The sequence below is a fragment of the Streptomyces sp. TG1A-8 genome (genome assembly GCF_030499535.1).
Classification (GTDB): Bacteria; Actinomycetota; Actinomycetes; order Streptomycetales; family Streptomycetaceae; genus Streptomyces.
Genome location: NZ_JASTLB010000001.1, coordinates 4,534,274 through 4,553,049 on the forward strand (window position 1 = coordinate 4,534,274; position 18,776 = coordinate 4,553,049).

Genomic DNA, 18,776 nt, shown 5'->3' on the forward strand with positions numbered 1-18,776 from the left:
GCTCGCACCGCGGCCGGCCCCCGTCAACACGCGCCGACGGGGTACCCGGACGGCGGGCCGTGACGGGCGCCGCCGGAGGACGCCCCGCCCGCCCGGCCCGTCCGCCGGACGCGACGCAGGACGAGGGGGAAGGGCGACATGACCGCACTCGGAATCCTCCGGCCGGGCCACTCGGGCGAGGACGACTACCCGCGCATCGAGCAACTGCTGGGCAGCGACGTCCGGGTGGACCTGGTCCACACCGGGACCGGTGGGGACGTGCCCGGCGGGGCGGACTTCGCCGGGCGGCTCGCCCCCGGCGTCGAGGAGCTGCGGCTGGCCGGGGCCGAGACGGTGGTGTGGGCGGGCGCAGGCTTCGTCCACGGCTGGCAGGAGGCCCGTCGCCAGGTGCGGACGCTGGCCCGGCTGGCCGGGATGCCGGCCTCCTCGACGTCGTTGGCGTTCGTGCACGCGGCCCGGGCGCTCGGCGTACGGCGGGTCGCCGTGGCGACCGCCTTCCCCAAGGAGCGGGCCGCGCTGTTCGCGGACTTCCTGCGGGCCGCGGGCCTGGAGGTGACCGGAGTGCACTCGGCCGGTGACGCCGCGGTGGCCGGGGCCGGGGCCGGGGTCAGGGCCGGGGTGTGGGGGGAGGCGTGGGGGGAGGCGGGGGCGCTGGCGATGGTGCGGGCGGCGGACGGTCCCGGCGCGCAGGCCGTGGTGGTGCCGGACACGGCGCTGCCGACGGCCGCGTACCTGCCGGTGCTGGAGGGGGCGCTGTCCAAGCCGGTGCTCACGGGCAACCAGGTGACCGTGTGGGAGGGACTGCGGCTGGCCGACCGGCGGGTGAACGCCCCCTCGCTCGGCGCGCTGTTCACCCGGGAGCGGCCGGGGCGGGCGTGAGGACCGGGTCCCGCCCCGGGTGCCGCGCCCCCGCGCCCCTCGTCCCCGGTCACCGGGAGGGACGCCGCGGGGAGCACGGGGAGGGGCCCGCGGGGAATAGGCGCGGACCCCTTCCTGTTGGTGCGGACAGAACAGTTCACGGCCGGACCACAGGAGGCACGCACCGTGTCGGCAGACGAGATCCGGGGCACGGCGCGCGGCACCGCCCCCGTCCCCCTCTCCGTACTCGACCTGGTGACCGTCGGCGCGGGCAGTACCGCCACCGACGCCCTGCGCACCAGTGTGGAGCTGTCCCGGCTCGCCGAGGCGCGCGGGTTCCACCGGTACTGGGTGGCCGAGCACCACTCCATGCCGGGCGTCGCCTCCTCCTCGCCCGCCGTGATCCTCGCCCACCTCGCCGCCCACACCGACCGCATCCGGCTCGGCTCGGGCGGCGTCATGCTGCCCAACCACGCCCCCCTGGTGATCGCGGAGCAGTTCGGCACGCTGGAGGCGCTGGCCCCGGGCCGGATCGACCTCGGCCTCGGCCGGGCGCCGGGCACGGACGGGGCCACGGCCGCCGCGCTGCGCCGGACCGACACCCTGAACGAGGGCGCCGACGACTTCCCGCAGCAGCTCGCCGAGCTGATCCGCTTCCTGGACGACGACTTCCCCGACGGGCACCGCTACCGGCGCATCCACGCGATCCCGGGACCGGTGCAGGGCAGCGCCCCGGGCGGCGTGCAGTCCGCGCACCGCCCGCCGGTCTGGCTGCTCGGCTCCTCCGGGTTCAGCGCCCGCCTGGCCGGTGTGCTCGGCCTGCCCTTCGCCTTCGCGCACCACTTCTCCGCGCAGAACACCCTCCCGGCCCTGGACCTGTACCGGCAGGCCTTCCGGCCCTCCGAGGTCCTCGCCGAGCCGTACGCCCTCATCGGCGTCTCCACGCTCGCCACGGACGACGAGCGCGAGGCCCGCCGGCAGACGCGCGCGATGGCGCTGAACATGCTCCGGCTGCGCACAGGCCGCCCCGGCCTCTTCCCCGACCCCGACGAGGCGGAGAGGCACGAGTTCAGCCCGATGGAGGAGGAGTTCATCGCCTCCTGGACCACCAACATCGTGCACGGCACGGCCGACGAGGTCCGCTCCGGCCTGGACGACCTCCACAAGCGCACCGGCGCCGACGAGCTGATGCTCACCTCGCACGCGCACCGCGGCGGGCTGCGGCTGCGCTCCTACCAGTTGATCGCGGACGCCTACGGGTTGCCCACCGCGCAGGGCTGAGTGCCGAGCAGTTCGGAGATGCGCTCCGGCGGCACCGGGCGCGAGTACAGCCAGCCCTGCCCGGTGTCGCAGCCGATCCGGCGCAGCCGGCTGGCCTGCGCCGAGGTCTCCACGCACTCCGCGGTGACGGTGAGCCCCAGGCGGTGGGCCAGCTGGACCATCGCCTCCACGATCACCTCGTCCGCCGGGTTGGCGGCGGCCGCCTTCTGCTCGCCCTCGTACTGGAAGCCGCGCACGAAGGAGCCGTCCAGCTTCAGCACCGACACCGGCAGCCGGCTCAGGTAGGCCAGGTTCGAGTAACCGGTGCCGAAGTCGTCGATGGCGATGCGCACCCCCATGTCGCTGAGGGCCTGCAGGGTCTGCAGGGGCCGGCCGACCGAGCCCATGACGGCCGACTCGGTCAGCTCCAGCTGGAGCAGGTGCGGGGCGAGCCCGGTCTCGGCGAGGGTCTGGGCCACGTCGGCCACCAGGTCGGAGTCCCACACCTGGCGCACGGCCACGTTCACGCTGACGAAGATCGGCGGCTCGCCGGGGTGGTCCAGCTGCCAGCGGCGGGCCTGCCGGCAGGCGGTGCCCAGCGCCCAGCGGCCGAGCTGCACGATCGAACCGTCCTCCTCGGCCAGTCCGATGAACCGATTCGGCGTGAGGGTGCCGAACTGCGGGTGGTTCCAGCGCACCAACGCCTCGACACCGGCCAGCCGTCCGTCCCCCATGCCCACCAACGGCTGGTACTCCAGGACGAATTCACCGCGCTCGACGGCGGGGCGCAGGGCGGAGGACAGTGCCTGGCGGGTCATGCGGTGGGCGTTGCGCTCGGGGTCGAACAGCGTCCAGCGGGCCCTGCCGTCGGCCTTCGCCCAGTACAGGGTGGTGTCGGCGGCCTGCATGAGCCCGGTGGCGGTCGTCCCGGCCGCGCGCCGCTCGACGACCCCGATGGACGCGGTCAGCGACAGCCGCTGCCCGGACAGGTCGAAGGGCTCCCGCAGGGCCTTCAGCGCGGACTCGGCGAGGTCGGCGAGCTGGTCGGTGCCGGTGGAGTGCTCGACCAGCAGGGCGAACTCGTCACCGCCGAGGCGGGCCACCAGCGGGGTGCCGGCACGGGCGTACCCCGTTGCCTCGGCGACCTGGGTCAGCCGTTCGCCGACGGCCGCGAGCAGCCGGTCGCCGACGCGGTGGCCCAGGGTGTCGTTGACGGCCTTGAAGCCGTCCAGGTCGAGGTAGCACAGGCCGATCCGCCCGGTGCCGCCCCGCTCGTACGACTCCGCCTCCAGTGCGGTCGCCAGGCGCTCGAAGAACAGGGTGCGGTTGGGCAGCCGGGTCACCGGGTCGTGCATCTGCAGGTGCCGCAGGCGCGCCTGGAGTTCGCGCCGGGCGCTGACGTCGGTCACCGACACCAGCACGCCGGGGCCGCCGTCGGCCAGCGGGGCGACGGTGACCTGCACCCACAACGATTGCCCCTCGGGGTGCTTGAGCCGGCGGGTGCAGCGCAGCCGCGCCCGCCGACCGCCGAGCACCTCGCGGTAGGCGTGCCGGGTGCGGGCGTCGGAGGCCAGGTCGACCAGGTCGGCGACGGCCCGCCCGGCCAGCCCCGGCGCACCGGTGCCGAGCAGCTCGCCGAAGGCGCCGTTGGCGCTGACCACCAGACCCTCCCGGTCCACCACGGCCATGGCGAGGGGGGCGGTCGTGAAGACACGGTGGTAGGTGGTGTGATCACTGTCTGTGACGGCTGACCGGTCGAGGTCTGCCGCGGGCGTCGGCCCTTCGGACGTTCCGCTCACCGCTCGCTCCCGCAGTGCACTCGATCCCTGTCCGTGCCGGAAAGTGTGCCGATCATAGAGGCTGGCCGGTGACCCTTCCAGCCGTCATCCAGTGTCCCCGACCTTCCGGCGACTTTGACAGATCGTTTCTGCCCGCTCCTGGACGGGTTCTTCAACCCCTCGACCAGTTGTGACGTTCCGTGAGTGTTCCGAGGCGGCGACCGCCGGCGCGCACCGGGCGCACAAACGGGCGTACTCACCCTTCTGGTTCAGGCGAACACGGCGAAGCGGTACAAACACCCACAATCTGGAGGTGGTGTCCCGTGTACCGCATCCGGAGGTCCCGTCGTGCCCAAGCTGCGCAGTGCCGCCGCCGTGTTCACCACGATGTCGGCGCTCGCCGCGACCTCCATCCTCTCCGGTCCGTCGGCCGCCGACTCCTTCTCGACGGCCCCCTGCGCGCTGCGGCGGACGGCGGCGCACCACTCCGAGGGCGTGGACACCTGGAACACCGGGTACACCCGCCCGACCGGCGCGGTCGACGCCGTCATGGTCTTCCTGTCCTTCCCGGACGCCACCCCGCGCACCACCCCCGCCGAGCTGGTCGCCGACCACTTCCCGGCCACCAGCCGCTTCTTCGAACAGGCCTCCTACGGCAGGTTCACGCTGCGCCCGCACCCGCTGCCGCACTGGCTGCGCATGCCGCGCCCCTCGACGTCGTACGCCATGCAGCGGGACTGGAGCCTCGCGGACCGGACCGCCTACCTGCGCGACGCGTTCGCGGCGGCCGACGGGGACGTCGACTTCTCCCGCTACGAGGTCGTGTACTTCGTGGCCGACCCGGACGCGCCCGGGGTGGACTCCGACGCGACGAAGGTGGTCAACCTCGACGCGCCCCTGCGCGTGGACGGCGTCGACGTCCGGCGGGTCGTCACGGTGTTCGAGAGGCATCCGCCGGACCGCCTGGTCCTCGCCCACGAGACCGGCCACGTCTTCGACCTCCCCGACCTCTACCACCGCCCGGTCGACGGCAAGGGGGACTGGGACACCTTCGTCGGCGACTGGGACCTGATGGGCAGCCAGTTCGGCCTCTCCCCGGACCTGTTCGCCTGGCACAGGTGGAGGCTGGGCTGGCTGGACCCGCGCCAGGTGATGTGCGTGCGGGGGGCCGGGCCGACCCGTTTCACCCTGGAGCCGCTGGCCGCCGGGCCGGGCGTCCCGGTGCGCGGCGCGGCGGGCGCCCCCGCGTTCGGCCTCGGCAACGGCACGAAGCTGGCGGTCGTGCGCACCGGCGCCGACAGCGCGCTCGCCTTCGAGGCGCGCGGCCCGGCCGGGAACGACCGGGCGACCTGCCGGCAGGGCGTGCTGGTGTACCGGGTGCGCACCGGCGCGGAGTCCGGCGGTGGCCCGATCGAGGTGGTGGACGCCCACCCGCGCACCGAGGCCTGCTGGGAGAACTCGGTCTACCCGCCCCTCGCCGACGCCCCGGTCGGCTCCGGCGAGAGCTTCACCGTGCCGGGCGAGGGCGTGAGGGTGGAGGTGGAGGGGCGCACGGGGTCCGGGGCGTGGACGGTGAAGATCATCCCCGGCGTCACCGGATGAGCGGGGACGGCGGCGGAAGATCCCGTACACGGGAACGGCGGGCCGGATTCTTTCGAAACCGACCCGCCGTCCTGTTCGCGTGCGCCGCCAGGGACTCGAACCCCGGACCCGCTGATTAAGAGTCAGCTGCTCTAACCAACTGAGCTAGCGGCGCCTGCTGACGTCGTAGACCTTAGCACCCTGGTCGGCGGGAGGAAAAATCGATATCCGCACGGCCGCGCGGGCCGCCCGCACGGCCGCCCACAGGACGACCTCCGGACCGGGCAGCCAGGGGTGGCGGGTGTCCGGGGCGACCAGCCAGCGGGAGCCGCCGCCCGGGGCGGGGGAGCCGTTTCCGGCCAGGGGCGGGACGGTCACCGCGTCGCCCGTGCCGTGGCACAGCAGCGGCGGCACGGCCTGCGTGCGGCTGCCCCGGGCGCCTCCCCACTCCTCCCAGGTCAGCAGCGAGGGCAGCCGCTGGGCCGTGCCCGGGGCGGCGAACAGCAGCGTGCGGCCCCGGAACTCCGCGACCGGCCCGGAGCCCGGACCCTCGCCCCACAGCCGGGCCAGCATCCTGCGCCCGAAGGCCGCCGGGGCGCTCACCACGTCGAAGACGGTGCCGCAGGGCAGGACGACGGGGGCGTCCGGGCGCTCCTCCCAGAGGGCGAGCGTGCTACACGGATACGTTCCTGCCGAGGCGAGCCAGGCGGTGCCGTCGGCGGTGGCGGACGTGACGTTCGGTGTACTGCTCATACCGTCCAGGTGTACCCGCGGTGAGTGGTCGGTTCCGGTGGGTTGCGCGAACCCGGGACAGTGGGGGGCGGGAGGGGGTATCTTGCCCGCCTGGCATATGCCGGGTGCGCCGGACCTACACCGGATCGACCGGGGTCCGCCCCTCGCTGCCGGCCCCGCGCATCAGGTCGCGCCCGAACTCGACCATCTTCTTGGCGTAGTCCTCGGTCCACTCCGCCCGCTCGGCGATGTCCGCGGTGGTCAGCCGGTCGAACCGGCGCGGGTCCGCGAGCTGGGCCGCCGCCACGGCCTGGAACTCCACGGCCCGGTCGGCCGCCGCGCGGAACGCCTGCGCCAGCTCCGTCGCCCGGGCCAGCAGCGCCCGGGGGTCCTCGATCGACTCCAGGTCGAAGAAGTGCTCGGGGTCGGCGGCCGCCTCCGCGGGCTCGAAGAGCAGGGGCGCGGGGCGCAGCCGCGGTTCGTTCCGGCGCGGCGTGGGCTCCGCCATGTCTGGATCTCCTCCTCGTACGTCCGAACGGCACCGCCTGCAGGTGGGCCACCGTCCATTGTCGCGCGCCGACGCAAGAGGCACTCGGGGCCCGCGGGCCGCCGGGCCCGCGCCGGCGCCCGCCGGTCTCAGGGCCGCCAGGTCACCCGGTGTTCCTCCAGGTGGGCCAGCACCGCGTGGTTGGCCTCCCAGCCGTCGGGGAACTTCACCAGCGTTCCCAGCCGGACCGGTTCCGTGGACGGGTAGTCGTCCAGGAGGTCGCCGACGCCCGCCCGGCAGACCACGATGCAGGCGTGGCGGTGGCGGGAGGCCAGGACGCACAGGCGGCCGGTCTCCAGGTGGAAGGCGGTGGCGTCGGGGCGGCCGGAGAGCGGGTGGAGGACGACCGTGACGTCGTACTCGCGGCCCTGCAGGCGGTTCGCCGTGTCCACCGTCACGTCCGGCACGCCGAGGTCCGCCAGCGCCGTGCGGACCGCCGCCGCCTGGTCCCGGTGGGCCGTGCCGACGGCGACGCGGTCGGCGGTGAGGGGCACGGGGTCCGGTGAGCGCTCGGAGGTCGCCGCGCCGCCGCGGTCCAGCAGGCGCCGCACCACCGCCGCCACCGCCCGCACCGCCTCCGGGTCCGTGCGCGGGGTGTGCCGGGCGGGCAGCTCCAGCAGGCCCCAGCCGGACTCCGCCGCCGCGTCGATCACCCGGTCCGGTCCGGAGCCGTCGGAGCGGACCGCGAAGGTGAGGCGGCGGTCGCCGTGTCCGGTGCCGCTGCGGAAGGGGGTGTACGGGTAGAAGGCGGCCGAGACCAGCGGGGCCGCGGAGGCCGGCAGGCGCCAGGAGACCGGCAGGCGGTGCTGCGGCAGGTCCGGATTGTGCGCGAGCAGCGTGGTGACCGCCGAGGCCGACGGGTCGTGGGACAGGCCCGCCCACTGCTCGCTGCCCACGATCGCGAACGGGTCCAGCTGCCCCGGGTCGCCCACGAACAGCGCCCGCTCGAACAGGCCGGCCACGGCCAGCAGGGAGTCCGAACGCATCTGGTACGCCTCGTCGACGATCGCGTGCCGCCACGGCTCGTCCACCTTCACGTGCGCCCACTTCGCGGCCGTGGACAGCACCACCGGCAGGCCGCTCAGATCGGCCGCCCTCGCCGACGGGCGGACGTTCGGCAGGCCGTCCAGGGCCTTGTCGTACGCGTCGGCGTCGCTGCTGTGCAGCCGGCCCACCGGCAGCTCCGGGTCCTTCTCGGCGAGCCGCAGCACCAGGTCGTCCACCTGCGCGTTGGTCTGCGCCACCACCATCAGCGGACGGCCGGCGCCGGCCAGTTCCAGCGCCGCGCGGACCACCAGGGTGGACTTGCCGGCACCGGGCGGGGAGTCGACCACCACGCCCCGCTCACCGCCGTGCAGCGTGTCCCGCAAGATTGCGTCGGTGGCGCGCGCGGCCGCGGCCCCGGGGTCGAAGCCGGCGCTCGTCACAGGACGTCCTCCTCGGTCACGGTGTCGGGCGCCTCGCCCGCGGCCTCACCGGGCGGGCCGCCGTGCGTCCACGGGGTCTCCTCCGGGTCGGGCAGCTTCGCGCCGCCGCGCTGCTCGTGCTCGAACAGCGTGAAGCAGACCCGGTCGCCCCTCTCCGGCACCGAACCGGCCTCCGGCTGCTTGCCCCGGCCCATCCTGTCCACGATCCGCAGCACCAGCAGCCCCTCCGCGGCGTCCTCGCAGCCGGTGAACTCCGCCGCCTGCGGCCTGCCGTTCAGCGAGCGGTACACCTTCGCCCGCTCCGCCAGGTGCGGCCGGTCCTGCGTACGGACCGTCACCAGCGGGCGGGGGCTGGGCCGCCTGCCCTCGCCGTACGCCATCACCACGTCGGTCACCTCGCCCACGAACGCCTCCCCGGCCAGCCGGCGCCCCGCCATCACCAGCGGGTCGTCCAAGGCCTCCTGCGCCTCCAGCCGGGCCTGCTCCCGCTCGCGCGTGGCCAGCTTGTTCGCCGCCGTCACCGCGTCGTCGCGGCGCGGCTGCGGGGGCTCGCCGGCCAGCACCCGGTCGCGGTGGCCGGTGAACGACCAGCGGTCCCGGGTCCACCGCTCCTCGACGTGCCCGCCCGGCGGCAGCTTCCGCAGCAGGTCCAGGCCCCGCCACACCGCGTCCCAGGTGGGCCGGGTGCGGCTCTCCACCAGCTCGCGGACGCGCTGCTCGGCGGCGGTGAGGGCGGCCAGCCGGTCGTCCGCCTCCAGGGCGTCCTCGGCGGCGGCGAGGGCGGTGCGCGCGCGGTCGTAGCGCTCGATCGCCGGGGCCAGCAGCCTGTTGTCGAACGCCGGGTCGGTGGCGGGGCCGGCCGGCGGGCACAGCAACTGGCCCTCGGTGTCGCGCGCCAGTTCCGCCCGGCGCGCCGCCTCGGCGCCGGTGCTGTCCACGGGCGGGTCGATCCAGGCCAGCAGTGCGCCCAGGTGCTGGTCCTCCAGCCCCGACTGGCCGGTCGCCCAGTGCCGGGACAGCACGTCGGTGAGGGCCAGCAGCAGCGAGGAGCCGGGCACGCGGGCCCGCTCCGCGTAGTGGGTCAGCCAGCGGCCCAGCAGGGGCACCCGGGGCGGTGCCGGGTACGGCGTCTGCGGGTCCTGCTCGGCGGTGCGGCGGAACCGCATGGAGCGGCCGAGCAGCCGTACGAAGTCCAGGCCCGCCCGGCTCGGCACAATCAGCTGGGGCGCGTCCGCGCACAGCTCGGCCTCGACCCTGACCCGCTTGCCGGTCTCCGGGTCGGTCCCGGTGCGCGCGGCCGCCTCGACGTCCGCCGCGTACGCGTCGATGTACGGCAGGACGGTGTCGGCCAGGTCGGCGAGGAACGCGAAGCGCAGGTCGCGGTCGCGCGGCTGGGCCACGACCAGCAGGCGCGGGGCGTCCCGGTCGGTGCCGACCAGCGCGCCCAGCGGAGCGCCGGCCTCACCGGCGGTGGTCAGCGGGACGAACACCAGCGGGCGGCCGGACAGGTGGCGGTGGCGGACGGTCGCGGCGGGCTGCGCCCGGCCGGTGCTGGCGGCCTCCAGCCGGGCGAGGGTGTCGATCAGCGACAAGGGGCCACCTCCGTGCCTTCCGTGCCCTCCGCGTCCTCCGTGCCCGCGGGCGCCTGCGCGTGGGCCAGCGCCTCCGCGCGCAGGGCCGCCGCCCGGCGCAGGGCCGCCACCGTCGGATCGTCCGGGTCGCCGGTCTCGCCCCGGGCCGCCGCGAGGACGTCCCCGACCGCGGTCAGACCGCCCAGCTCGGCGCGCAGCGGACGGCCGAGACCGGTCACGGCACCGGCCGCGTGGGTGCGTTCGCGGCAGTGGAAGGCCAGTTCGCAGGCGGACAGGCACTCTGGCGCGTAGGCCGCCGGGACCGCCTCGACGGCCGCCGCCAGTTCCCCGGGCGGCCGGTCCGGCGCGAAGCAGGTGCCCTCGGGCAGGGTGTCGGCGATCTCCTCGATGCGGGTGAGCCGCGCCAGCTGGCGGGCGGTGACCGCGCGCTGCTTGCGCACGTCGACCGCGGAGCCGGCGGGCAGGTTGGAGAAGTCCTTCGGGCACACCAGCAGCACCCGGTGCCGTACCCGGGGGGCGGGGTCGAGCCGGGCGGCGACCTCCTCCAGCGCCAGCACGTACACCGCCGCCTGCCGGGCCGCCGCGCCGACCTTCGCCGGGTCGGCGGAACCGTCCAGCAGCGGGAAGGACTTGATCTCCACGACCGACCAGCTGCCGTCCGGGTGCACCACCACCGCGTCCGGCTCCAGGAACGCGAGCGAGCCGGCCACGTCCAGCGCCAGCATCGGATGGTCCAGCAGCGTCCAGCCGCCCGTCTCCACGGCCTCGCGCAGCGCCAGCGCCGTACGGGCCGCACGCCCCTCGGGACCGAGCGCGGACAGGTCCGGCACGGCGGCCCCGGCGGGCGGCTCGGCGCCCGGGTCGAGCCGGGAGTGCGCGAGACGCAGCAGTTCCGCGCCGCCGTCCGCCTTCACCCTGGCCTCGAACGCGTTGCCCCGGGTCAGCGCGAACTGCGACTGGCCGAAACCGGAGGGCGCGCCCAGCGCGCTCGCCAGCGCCGCCTTGTCCACCCCGGCGCCGTCCAGGATCGCCCGCCTGCGGCACCCGGGGTTCGCGGCGAGCGCCGCGAGGGCACGCGCGTCCAGGGCCCTGGCCGCCACGTCGGGACCCCGCAGCTCAGCGAGCCGGTGCCGGAGCCCCTCCGCCCGCGTCGGTCGGGGAAGTGTCCGGTCCGGCCGCGGTGTTGAGCTGTGACTCGCGCTGCCGTGGAATTCGCTCACTCGCGGAAGTCTGACATCCGCCAGTGACATCGGGGGAACCCGCGCCCGCCGCGACGGTCCGCGAACCGCCGGCCGGGCGTCCCGGACGGGCCCGCAGCAGTGCCGCGCCCCGCAGCACCCCGGGCGCGAGCAGCAGGCCCAGGCCCATCACGGCGACGCCCGCGACCGCGTCCAGGAAGTAGTGGTTCGCTGTGCCCATGACCACGACGGCGGTCAGCAGCGGGTAGGCCACGCCCGCGGCCTTCGCCGGGCGCGTGCCGCCGTGCCGCCACAGCATGATCCCGCACCACAGGGCCCAGCCCACGTGCAGGCTCGGCATCGCCGCGTACTGGTTGGTCATGCCGCCCAGACCGCGCGGCGCGCTGGCCTGGTTGCCCCACCAGCCGTACGCGCTGTAGTGGGCCATCGTGTCGACGAAGCCGTGGTCCGCGGGGAGCAGGCGGGGCGGGCAGGTCGGCAGCAGGGTGAAGCCGATCAGGCCGATGAACGTGGACGTCATCAGCCAGGTGCGGGCCGCCCGGTAGTGCTCGGCGCGGGCCCGGAAGAGCCAGACCAGGAGGGCCGGGGTGATCAGGTAGTGCAGCGACGCGTACCAGAAGTCGGCCGGTACCCCGAGCCACGGCTCGCGCGTGAACAGCCGGTTCAGCGGGTGTTCGGCGTTGAGGTGCAGCGCCTCCTCGATCCGCAGGAGCGCCAGGCCGTGGTCCACGGCGGAGGAGACGTCACCGCGCGCGAGGAGCCGGCCGGCCGAGTAGCACGCGTAGACGAGCAGGATCAGCGGCAGCTCGGTCCACCAGCGAAGCCGGGTGCGCGGGGTCACCTCGGTGCCCGGTGTCTCGGTCTGCGGCATCCGATCGTCCTCCCCCTTCTGCGGTACGGCGCGCCCTGGCCGGCGCGCCGTGCCACTTTACGGTGTCCGGATCGCCCCCACACGGGCGCTCCAGCCCTCGAAGACGCCGGGAACCGCCCCCCGGGTTGCCGCCGGCCGCGGTGAGCGATGATGGAAACGTCCCACCTCCCGTTTCACCGGCGTTCCCCCGGTAACACCCTTCCGGAAAGGTCACCCATGGCACCGCGCATCCTGCTGGCCCGGCACGGACAGACGCAATGGTCGCTGTCCGGCAAGCACACCGGCAGGACCGACGTCCCCCTCCTGGAGGAGGGCCGGCGCGGCGCCAAGCTGCTCGGCGACCGGCTGCACCGCGCCCCGCTGGAGGGACTGCCGGGAGCGGAGGTGCGCACCAGCCCGCTGGCACGCGCGCGCGAGACCTGCGAACTGGCCGGGTTCGGCGCGCGTGCCGTGCCCTGGGACGCGCTCGTGGAGTGGGACTACGGCGCCTACGAGGGCATGACGCCGGCCGAGATCCAGGCCGTGCGGCCCGGGTGGCTGATCTGGCGGGACGGCGTGCCCCGGGGCGAGGGCCTCGCCGAGGTGGCCGCGCGCGCGGACGAGGTGGTGGCGTGGGCGCGGTCGGCCGACCGTGACGTGCTGGTCTTCGCCCACGGCCACATACTGCGCTCGATCGGCGCCCGCTGGCTGGGCCTCCCCCTGGACTTCGCCTCCCGGCTCCGCCTGAACCCGACCTCGCTGTCCGTGCTCGGCTGGGCCTACGGCGAACCGGCCGTCGAGAGCTGGAACGACCTGGGGCACCTGGTCTAGTGCTGTGGCCGCAAGGGCCTGCCGGAAAGCCCGCCGCGTCCGGTGCGGTGCGCCGCCCGCGTACCGGATGCACTCGGGTGGTGCGACGACGCGGCGAGGTGCCGTGCCGGGCGCAGCGAGCCGGTGAACCCTTCCGGTCACAGCGCCGGGGAGCCGTACCGGGGGCCCCGCTCACACGGCGGCCGTGCGGGGACCGCGGGCGTGTCTCGCGAGGAACTCCGAGACGCCCGGCACCCGCCGGTGCGGCAGCAGCACCCGCGCCGTCGTCGCCAGCATCGTCTGGATGCGGGAGGACTGCACCTGGGCCAGGAGGTCCAGGACCCGCAGTCCGGCGGACGCCGCCTCGTCGGGGTGACCGCCGCGGGCGAGGTCGTCGGCCAGTTCGGCGGTGTAGAGGGCGATGTTGCGGGTGAAGTGCGGGTCCTGCAGGTGGGCCGCGCGGCGGGCGTGGCGCGCCGCGCGGCGCCAGTCGCCCAGGGTGGACCAGCACTGCGCCTCCAGCCCCGCCAGCTCGGCCGCTCCGTAGAAGCTCATCCACTCGGGGTCGGCGTCGCAGTGGCCCCGCTCGAAGAGGGCCTGCGCCCGGACGAGCGCCTGCTCGCAGCCGGTGCGGTCGGCGAGCCCCGCCCAGCCGCCCGCCTCGCGCAGCGCGAGCAGGGACATCAGGCGGTGGGAGCCGAGGGGGCGGGCGGCGCGCTGGGCGGCCTGGGCGGCGCGCACCGCCTCGCGGGGGCGGCCGGTGTCGCGCGCGAGGAACGCGGTGTTGCAGAAGGCGTGCGCCTCCAGCGCCGCGTCGCCGGTCAGCCGGGCCGTGGCCAGCGCCTCCGCGTAGTGCGAGCGGGCGTCGTCGAAGCGGCCGGAGTCATGGGCCAGCCAGCCCACGGAGATGGCCAGTTCACCGGTGCCCGAGTGCAACCGCTCGGCGGTCGTCTGCCGGGTCGCGCCGGCGTCCAGCAGCGCGTAGGCGGCGCGCAGCGGAACCGCCGCGCGCCGGTAGAGGCCGTCCGCGCCGTGCCGGTCGTCGAGCAGCCGGATGCGGCGGACGGCCTCCTCCAGGACGGCCGCCTCGGAGGTGCCGGCGCGGCGCGGCTGCCGGGCCGCCGCGGCGTCGGTGGTGAACCCGAGCGGGCCCAGGGTGGCGGCGGCCACCGTGGCGCCTCCGCCGGTCATGAATGCGCGACGCAGCACGTCGCTCTCCTCGTGGTTCGGGGGGCCGTTCTCACACGGCTCGTGCGTGCCGTGCGGGGCCCGCGTGCCACGGGCGCCGCACGGGTCGTACGGGGCTTGCGGGCCGTGCCGGTCCGTCCGGCCCGGCCGGTCCTGCGCGTTCTCCCGGTCCTGCTCCTTCCGCCGGTCGTGTTCCTCCCCGGTGCCGTACGGCTCGCGGGCACCCCGCGTCCCGCCGGCGGCGGGTGCCGGCGGGACGCCGGCCGCCGTGCGCGCCCCGCGTCCGCGCACGGACGAGCGCGGCGCGAAGCCGAGGTCGGTGAGCGTGCGACCGGGGAACATGTGCAGGAACACCCGTTCGTACGCGTAGTTCGGGCAGCGGATCTCACCCGCCTCGACCCGGCCGACGTAGCGCGCGTCACAGCTGACCCGCTCACCGATCTCGTGGGCGGCCCGCCGCACCAGCGCGGCGAACTCCGCCGGTGAACGGTGGCCGCGCAGCCGCCGGAAGGCGAGGTTCGGCCGGAACGGCCGTTCGGGCTGTGACGAGGTCTGCGTTGACGACGCCATGGCCGGGTCCTCTCGTGCGAACCGTCGAACCATGCCGGATCCGGGGTGGAGTCGGGGGGAGTCCCGGTGACGCCCCGGTTCCGGCGGGCACGAACGTACCCGCTGTGCCGGGTCCGCCACGCAGGGTTCGGCTGCAAAACGGATATCTCCCCCACGATCCGCCATGAAATGCCATCCTTTGCGGGGCACGCGCGCCGTAGCCGTTGACGCGGTGGCGCGTTGGACTCCACGGACTGCAACAGGGCAGCGTGGTGGAGGCCGGCATGGAGACCAGCCAGGGCAACTTCCCTCCTACGGCGCCGTCGGCGGAGGGAGGTGGCACGGCGTGCGATCTGGTGACGGTGCCGGCCCGGCAGGGGCTGGAGGCGGTCGACATCCTGCGCCGCGGGGCGGGGGAGGCGGTGGGCCCGGTCCTGCACGACGGCGGTGACACCCTCGGCTTCCTGGTGCCGGCGGGCACGGCCGCCTGCTGGGACGTACCGGGGAGCACGTGCACCGGGACCGACGGACGCGGTCTGCGGCTGCACCCCGAGCCGCCCGTCGAGGGTTCGGACTGGCTGCTGCCGCCCGGCGAGACCGACGCCGCGACCGACCCGGCGGTGCTGCGCCGGGCCCTCGGGGAGGCGGCCCGGCTGATCGAGGCGGCCGACGGCTGCCGGTGACGCACGTGGCCGGAGCACCTGCGAAAATGGTCCGATGGGCAGGTCCAGGAACAACCGGCGCGGGCCGTCCGCCGAGGCCGTGGAGGAAGCGGTCGACGGCGGGCTCGCACAGCTCGTGCCCGACCCGGACCGCGCGCGGGCCTGGACGCTGCTGATCGACGGGGCCCCTCAGTCGCACGTCGACCTCGACGACCCGGCCCACCTCTCCTTCGAGTACCAGCGCCGCCTCGGCCACGTCATCGACCTCGTCGCCCCGCCCGGCGGGCCGGTGCGGGCCGTCCACCTCGGCGGCGGCGCCCTCACCCTCGCCCGGTACGTCGCTGCCACCCGGCCCCGCTCCACCCAGCAGGTGGTCGAGCGTGACGCGAGCCTGGTGCAACTGGTCCGCCGCGAACTGCCGCTGGACCCGAACGCCCGTGTCCGGGTGCGGTCCGCCGACGCGCGCGCGGGCCTGGCCAAGGTGCCCGACGGCTGGGCCGACCTGGTGGTGGCCGACGTCTTCAGCGGCGCCCGGACCCCCGCCCACCTCACCTCCACCGAGTTCCTCGACGAGGTCCGCCGGGCCCTGAAGCCCTCCGGGGTCTACGCCGCCAACCTCGCCGACGGCCCCCCGCTCGCCCACCTGCGCGGCCAGATCGCCACCGCCGCCGCCCGCTTCCCCGAACTCGCCCTGGTCGCCGACCCGGCCGTGCTGCGCGGCAAACGCTTCGGCAACGCCGTCCTGGCCGCCTCCGGTCTGCCGCTCCCGGTCGCCGAACTCACCCGGCGCGCCGCCTCCGACCCGCACCCCGCCCGCGTCGAACACGGCAGGCGGCTCACGGACTTCGCCGGCGGCGCCGTGCCCGTCACCGACGAGACGGCCGTCGCCTCCCCGACCCCGCCGCCCTCGGTGTTCCGCTGAACGGCAGCCGCCCGGGCGCCGCCGGGCCGGGGCGCCGGACGGGCTCAGTACGTGACCACCTCCACGTGCGGCGGGCCGTCGTGCCAGGTGCAGAACACCGACACCCGGCCGGTGCCCCTGCTGAACTCCACCCGGATCCAGCTCTCCGTCTTCCACACCTGCATCGACCAGCCGGTCCCCGGCGTCGCCGAGACGAGCGTCGCGTCGGCCGGGCCCAGGTCGAAGACCGCCCGGCCGCCGTCGGTGGCGTAGGCCCTGACCCGGCCGGAGGCGGTGGACGCGCTCGGCCGGGAAGTGGCGCCGGGGGTCGGCGCGCGCGGGGGCGCGGGCGCCGGCGGACTGGGGGACGGGCTCCTCTCCGGGCTCCCGGACGGCGACGGGCGGGGGGACGGCGACGCCATCGGCCTGGAACCCTGCGTGGTCGCGTCGGCCGCCGTGACCGGCAGGGCGCGCGGCGGGTCGTACACCGTCCCCGCCATCACCGTGTGCACGCCCCACCACGACAGCGTGACCGCCGCGCCCGTCGCGAGCAGCCACGCCAGTACGTGTACGAGTCCTCTGCGCATCGGGACCATCCTGCCCCACCCGTCCCGCGGGGTGTCCCGCCGACGTCCCGTCACCACCCGTCGGCCGCCGAGCGTTCTCCACAGCGGCGGAGTTGTCCACAGGGCCGCGAACGGTCCGCCCGCATGGCGTACGGTGCGGCGCATGGCAAGTGTGCTCGTGGTCGAGGACGACCAGTTCGTACGCTCGGCGCTCATCCGGCACCTCACCGACGCCTCGCACACCGTGCGCAGCGTCGGCACGGCACTGGAGGCGCTGCGCGAGGTCGCCCATTTCCGATTCGACGTGGTCATCCTGGACCTCGGACTGCCCGACCTGGACGGCTCCGAGGCGCTGAAGATGCTGCGCGGCCTCACCGACGTGCCCGTCATCATCGCCACCGCCCGGGACGACGAGGCGGAGATCGTCCGGCTGCTGAACGCGGGGGCGGACGACTACCTCACCAAGCCCTTCTCGGTCGAGCACCTGTCCGCGCGCATGGCGGCCGTCCTGCGCCGGTCCCGCTCCACCGGTGCCGACGCCCCGCCCTCCTCGGTGCTGCGGGTCGGCGGCCTGACCGTCGACCCGCTGCGCCGCCAGGCCGAACTCGACGGCGTCCGGCTGGACCTGACCCGCCGGGAGTTCGACCTGCTCGCCTTCCTCGCCGGCCGCCCGGGGGTCGTCGTCCCGCGCAAGGAACTCCTCGCCGAGGTCTGGCAGCAGTCCTACGGCGACGACCAGACCATCGACGTCCACCTGTCCTGGCTGCGCCGCAAACTGGGGGAGACCGCGGCCCGGCCGCGCTACCTGCACACCCTGCGGGGTGTCGGCGTGAAGCTGGAGCCGCCCGGGGCGGGGGAGCCGGCGCGATGAGGTGGGCCCTCGTCAAGGTCTGCCTGGCGGTCACCACCATGGTCGTGGTCGCCTTCGCCGTCCCGCTCGGCCTGGTCGTCAAGGAGATGGCCCGCGACCGCGCCTTCGCGGGCGCCGAGCGGGAGGCCGCCGCGGTCGCCCCGGCCCTGTCCATCACCACCGACCGGGACCAGCTGGAGCGGGTGGTGGCCGCGGCCGGCGCGGACTCCGGGATGGCCGTGCACGTGCCCGCCGCCGACGGCCGGCCCGCCCTCGACCTCGGCCGGCGGCGCGCCGACGAGCAGGACGTCCGGGCCGTACGCAGCATGGGCCGCGCCTCCACCACCCCGGTCGCCGGCGGCTCCACGCTGCTCCAGCCGGTCGCGCTCAGCTCCGGCACCATCGCGGTCGTGGAGGTCTACGTCCCCGAGTCCGCGATGACCCACGGCGTGGGCACGGCCTGGGCGGTGCTCGCCGCCGTCGGTCTGGCACTGATCGTCGGCTCGGTCGCGGTCGCCGACCGGCTCGGGGTGCGCATGGTGGGGCCCGCCCGGCGGCTGGTCGAGGGCGCGCACGAACTGGGCGAGGGTGAGCTCGGCGCCCGGGTACCGGAGGAGGGGCCGACCGAACTCAGACTCGCCGCGGTCGCGTTCAACTCCATGGCCGACCAGGTCGTCCAACTGCTCGCCAACGAACGCGAACTGGCGGCGGACCTCTCGCACCGGCTGCGCACCCCGCTGACCGTGCTCCGGCTGAACACGGCCTCCCTGGGCGCCGGACCCGCCGCGGAGCAGACCCGGGCGGCCGTCGCCCAGCTGGAGCGGGAGGTGGACACCATCATCCGCACCGCCCGGGAGGCCAAACCGCAGACGGTCGCCGCCGGACCCGGTGCCGGGTGCGACGCGGCCGAAGTGGTGCGCGAGCGCATGGGGTTCTGGTCCGCGCTCGCCGAGGACGAGGGCCGCAAGTGGCGGGTGGCCGGCGTGGAGCGGCCGGTGCGCATACCCGTGGCCCGCGCCGACCTGGCCGCCGCCCTGGACGCGCTGCTCGGCAACGTCTTCCGGCACACCGCCGAGGGCACCGCCTTCGCGGTCGACGTGCACCACGCCGAGGACGCGGTGATCGTGCTGGTCTCCGACGCGGGCCCCGGCATACCCGACCCCGAGGCGGCGATGGCCCGCGGCCGCGGCTCCGGCTGCGCGGGCTCCACCGGGCTCGGCCTGGACATCGTGCGCCGGCTCGCCGAGTCCACCGGCGGGGACGTCCGCATCGGCTCCTCGGTGCTCGGCGGGACCGAGGTGCGCGTCTGGATCCAGTTGGACGGGCGCAAGCCGGCGGGCCGGGGACACCGGGGGGCGGTGCGCAGGCGCCGACCGGGCAAATTGGCCTCCACCTTTAACCGCCCCCGATCCCTTCCTTAAGCGCA

17 protein-coding genes and 1 tRNA gene are annotated in these 18,776 nt (G+C 75.6%); 8 read left to right on the forward strand and 10 right to left on the reverse strand.

Going from position 1 to position 18,776, the window contains the following annotated elements:
* Positions 1–138: 138 nt before the first annotated feature.
* Entirely contained in the window at positions 139–879 is a 741-nt protein-coding gene (locus QQY24_RS19880; RefSeq protein ID WP_301974041.1) for a decarboxylase, read from the forward strand.
* A gap of 165 nt (positions 880–1,044) precedes the next feature.
* Positions 1,045–2,139, forward strand: a complete 1,095-nt coding sequence (locus QQY24_RS19885) for an LLM class flavin-dependent oxidoreductase (protein ID WP_301974042.1) — start codon at positions 1,045–1,047, stop codon at positions 2,137–2,139.
* On the opposite strand, the gene QQY24_RS19890 is transcribed toward QQY24_RS19885, so the two are convergent.
* Positions 2,112–3,917, reverse strand: a complete 1,806-nt coding sequence (locus QQY24_RS19890; RefSeq protein ID WP_301974043.1) for a bifunctional diguanylate cyclase/phosphodiesterase — start codon at positions 3,915–3,917, stop codon at positions 2,112–2,114. The genes QQY24_RS19885 and QQY24_RS19890 overlap by 28 nt on opposite strands.
* A 366-nt stretch (positions 3,918–4,283) precedes the next feature.
* On the opposite strand from QQY24_RS19890, the gene QQY24_RS19895 reads away from it, so the two are divergent.
* Positions 4,284–5,498 carry a M6 family metalloprotease domain-containing protein gene (locus QQY24_RS19895; RefSeq protein WP_301976295.1) on the forward strand — a complete coding sequence of 405 codons (1,215 nt, stop codon included), beginning with the start codon at positions 4,284–4,286 and terminating at the stop codon, positions 5,496–5,498.
* 80 nt (positions 5,499–5,578) lie between these two features.
* Here QQY24_RS19895 and QQY24_RS19900 read toward each other — a convergent pair.
* The 7 genes from QQY24_RS19900 to QQY24_RS19930 all read right to left on the reverse strand — a co-directional run bounded on the left by QQY24_RS19900 (position 5,579) and on the right by QQY24_RS19930 (position 11,845).
* Positions 5,579–5,652, reverse strand: a tRNA-Lys gene (locus QQY24_RS19900).
* Positions 5,643–6,230 carry a bifunctional DNA primase/polymerase gene (locus QQY24_RS19905; RefSeq protein WP_367658007.1) on the reverse strand — a complete coding sequence of 196 codons (588 nt, stop codon included), beginning with the start codon at positions 6,228–6,230 and terminating at the stop codon, positions 5,643–5,645. The genes QQY24_RS19900 and QQY24_RS19905 overlap by 10 nt, the downstream gene beginning before the upstream one ends.
* A 115-nt stretch (positions 6,231–6,345) precedes the next feature.
* Positions 6,346–6,717 carry a hypothetical protein gene (locus tag QQY24_RS19910; RefSeq protein ID WP_301974044.1) on the reverse strand — a complete coding sequence of 124 codons (372 nt, stop codon included), beginning with the start codon at positions 6,715–6,717 and terminating at the stop codon, positions 6,346–6,348.
* 128 nt (positions 6,718–6,845) lie between these two features.
* Positions 6,846–8,183, reverse strand: coding sequence for an AAA family ATPase (locus QQY24_RS19915; RefSeq protein WP_301974045.1), 1,338 nt, complete (start codon positions 8,181–8,183; stop codon positions 6,846–6,848).
* Positions 8,180–9,775, reverse strand: coding sequence for a hypothetical protein (locus QQY24_RS19920; RefSeq protein WP_301974046.1), 1,596 nt, complete (start codon positions 9,773–9,775; stop codon positions 8,180–8,182). The genes QQY24_RS19915 and QQY24_RS19920 overlap by 4 nt, the downstream gene beginning before the upstream one ends.
* On the reverse strand, positions 9,766–10,785 hold the full coding sequence (locus QQY24_RS19925) for a hypothetical protein (RefSeq protein WP_367658050.1): 1,020 nt from the start codon (positions 10,783–10,785) through the stop codon (positions 9,766–9,768). The genes QQY24_RS19920 and QQY24_RS19925 overlap by 10 nt, the downstream gene beginning before the upstream one ends.
* Positions 10,786–10,891: 106 nt before the next feature.
* On the reverse strand, positions 10,892–11,845 hold the full coding sequence (locus QQY24_RS19930) for a phosphatase PAP2 family protein (RefSeq protein ID WP_301974047.1): 954 nt from the start codon (positions 11,843–11,845) through the stop codon (positions 10,892–10,894).
* Between the two features lie 216 nt (positions 11,846–12,061).
* Between QQY24_RS19930 and QQY24_RS19935 the strand changes: the two genes are divergently transcribed.
* A complete protein-coding gene (locus QQY24_RS19935; RefSeq protein WP_301974048.1) occupies positions 12,062–12,655 on the forward strand; it encodes a histidine phosphatase family protein in 594 nt (197 codons plus the stop codon).
* A gap of 171 nt (positions 12,656–12,826) precedes the next feature.
* Here QQY24_RS19935 and QQY24_RS19940 read toward each other — a convergent pair whose 3' ends face one another.
* Entirely contained in the window at positions 12,827–14,392 is a 1,566-nt protein-coding gene (locus QQY24_RS19940) for a hypothetical protein (protein ID WP_301974049.1), read from the reverse strand.
* A 263-nt stretch (positions 14,393–14,655) separates the two neighbouring features.
* Between QQY24_RS19940 and QQY24_RS19945 the strand changes: the two genes are divergently transcribed.
* The gene (locus QQY24_RS19945) at positions 14,656–15,054 is read left to right on the forward strand and encodes a hypothetical protein (protein WP_301974050.1); all 399 of its coding nucleotides are present in this window, start codon (positions 14,656–14,658) and stop codon (positions 15,052–15,054) included.
* 34 nt (positions 15,055–15,088) lie between these two features.
* On the forward strand, positions 15,089–15,955 hold the full coding sequence (locus tag QQY24_RS19950) for a spermidine synthase (protein ID WP_301974051.1): 867 nt from the start codon (positions 15,089–15,091) through the stop codon (positions 15,953–15,955).
* A gap of 44 nt (positions 15,956–15,999) precedes the next feature.
* Here QQY24_RS19950 and QQY24_RS19955 read toward each other — a convergent pair whose 3' ends face one another.
* Entirely contained in the window at positions 16,000–16,521 is a 522-nt protein-coding gene (locus QQY24_RS19955) for a hypothetical protein (RefSeq protein WP_301974052.1), read from the reverse strand.
* Between the two features lie 142 nt (positions 16,522–16,663).
* Here QQY24_RS19955 and QQY24_RS19960 point away from each other — a divergent pair, with 142 nt between their 5' ends.
* On the forward strand, positions 16,664–17,371 hold the full coding sequence (locus QQY24_RS19960; RefSeq protein ID WP_301974053.1) for a response regulator transcription factor: 708 nt from the start codon (positions 16,664–16,666) through the stop codon (positions 17,369–17,371).
* On the forward strand, positions 17,368–18,771 hold the full coding sequence (locus QQY24_RS19965) for a HAMP domain-containing sensor histidine kinase (RefSeq protein ID WP_301974054.1): 1,404 nt from the start codon (positions 17,368–17,370) through the stop codon (positions 18,769–18,771). The genes QQY24_RS19960 and QQY24_RS19965 overlap by 4 nt, the downstream gene beginning before the upstream one ends.
* Positions 18,772–18,776 lie beyond the last annotated feature (5 nt).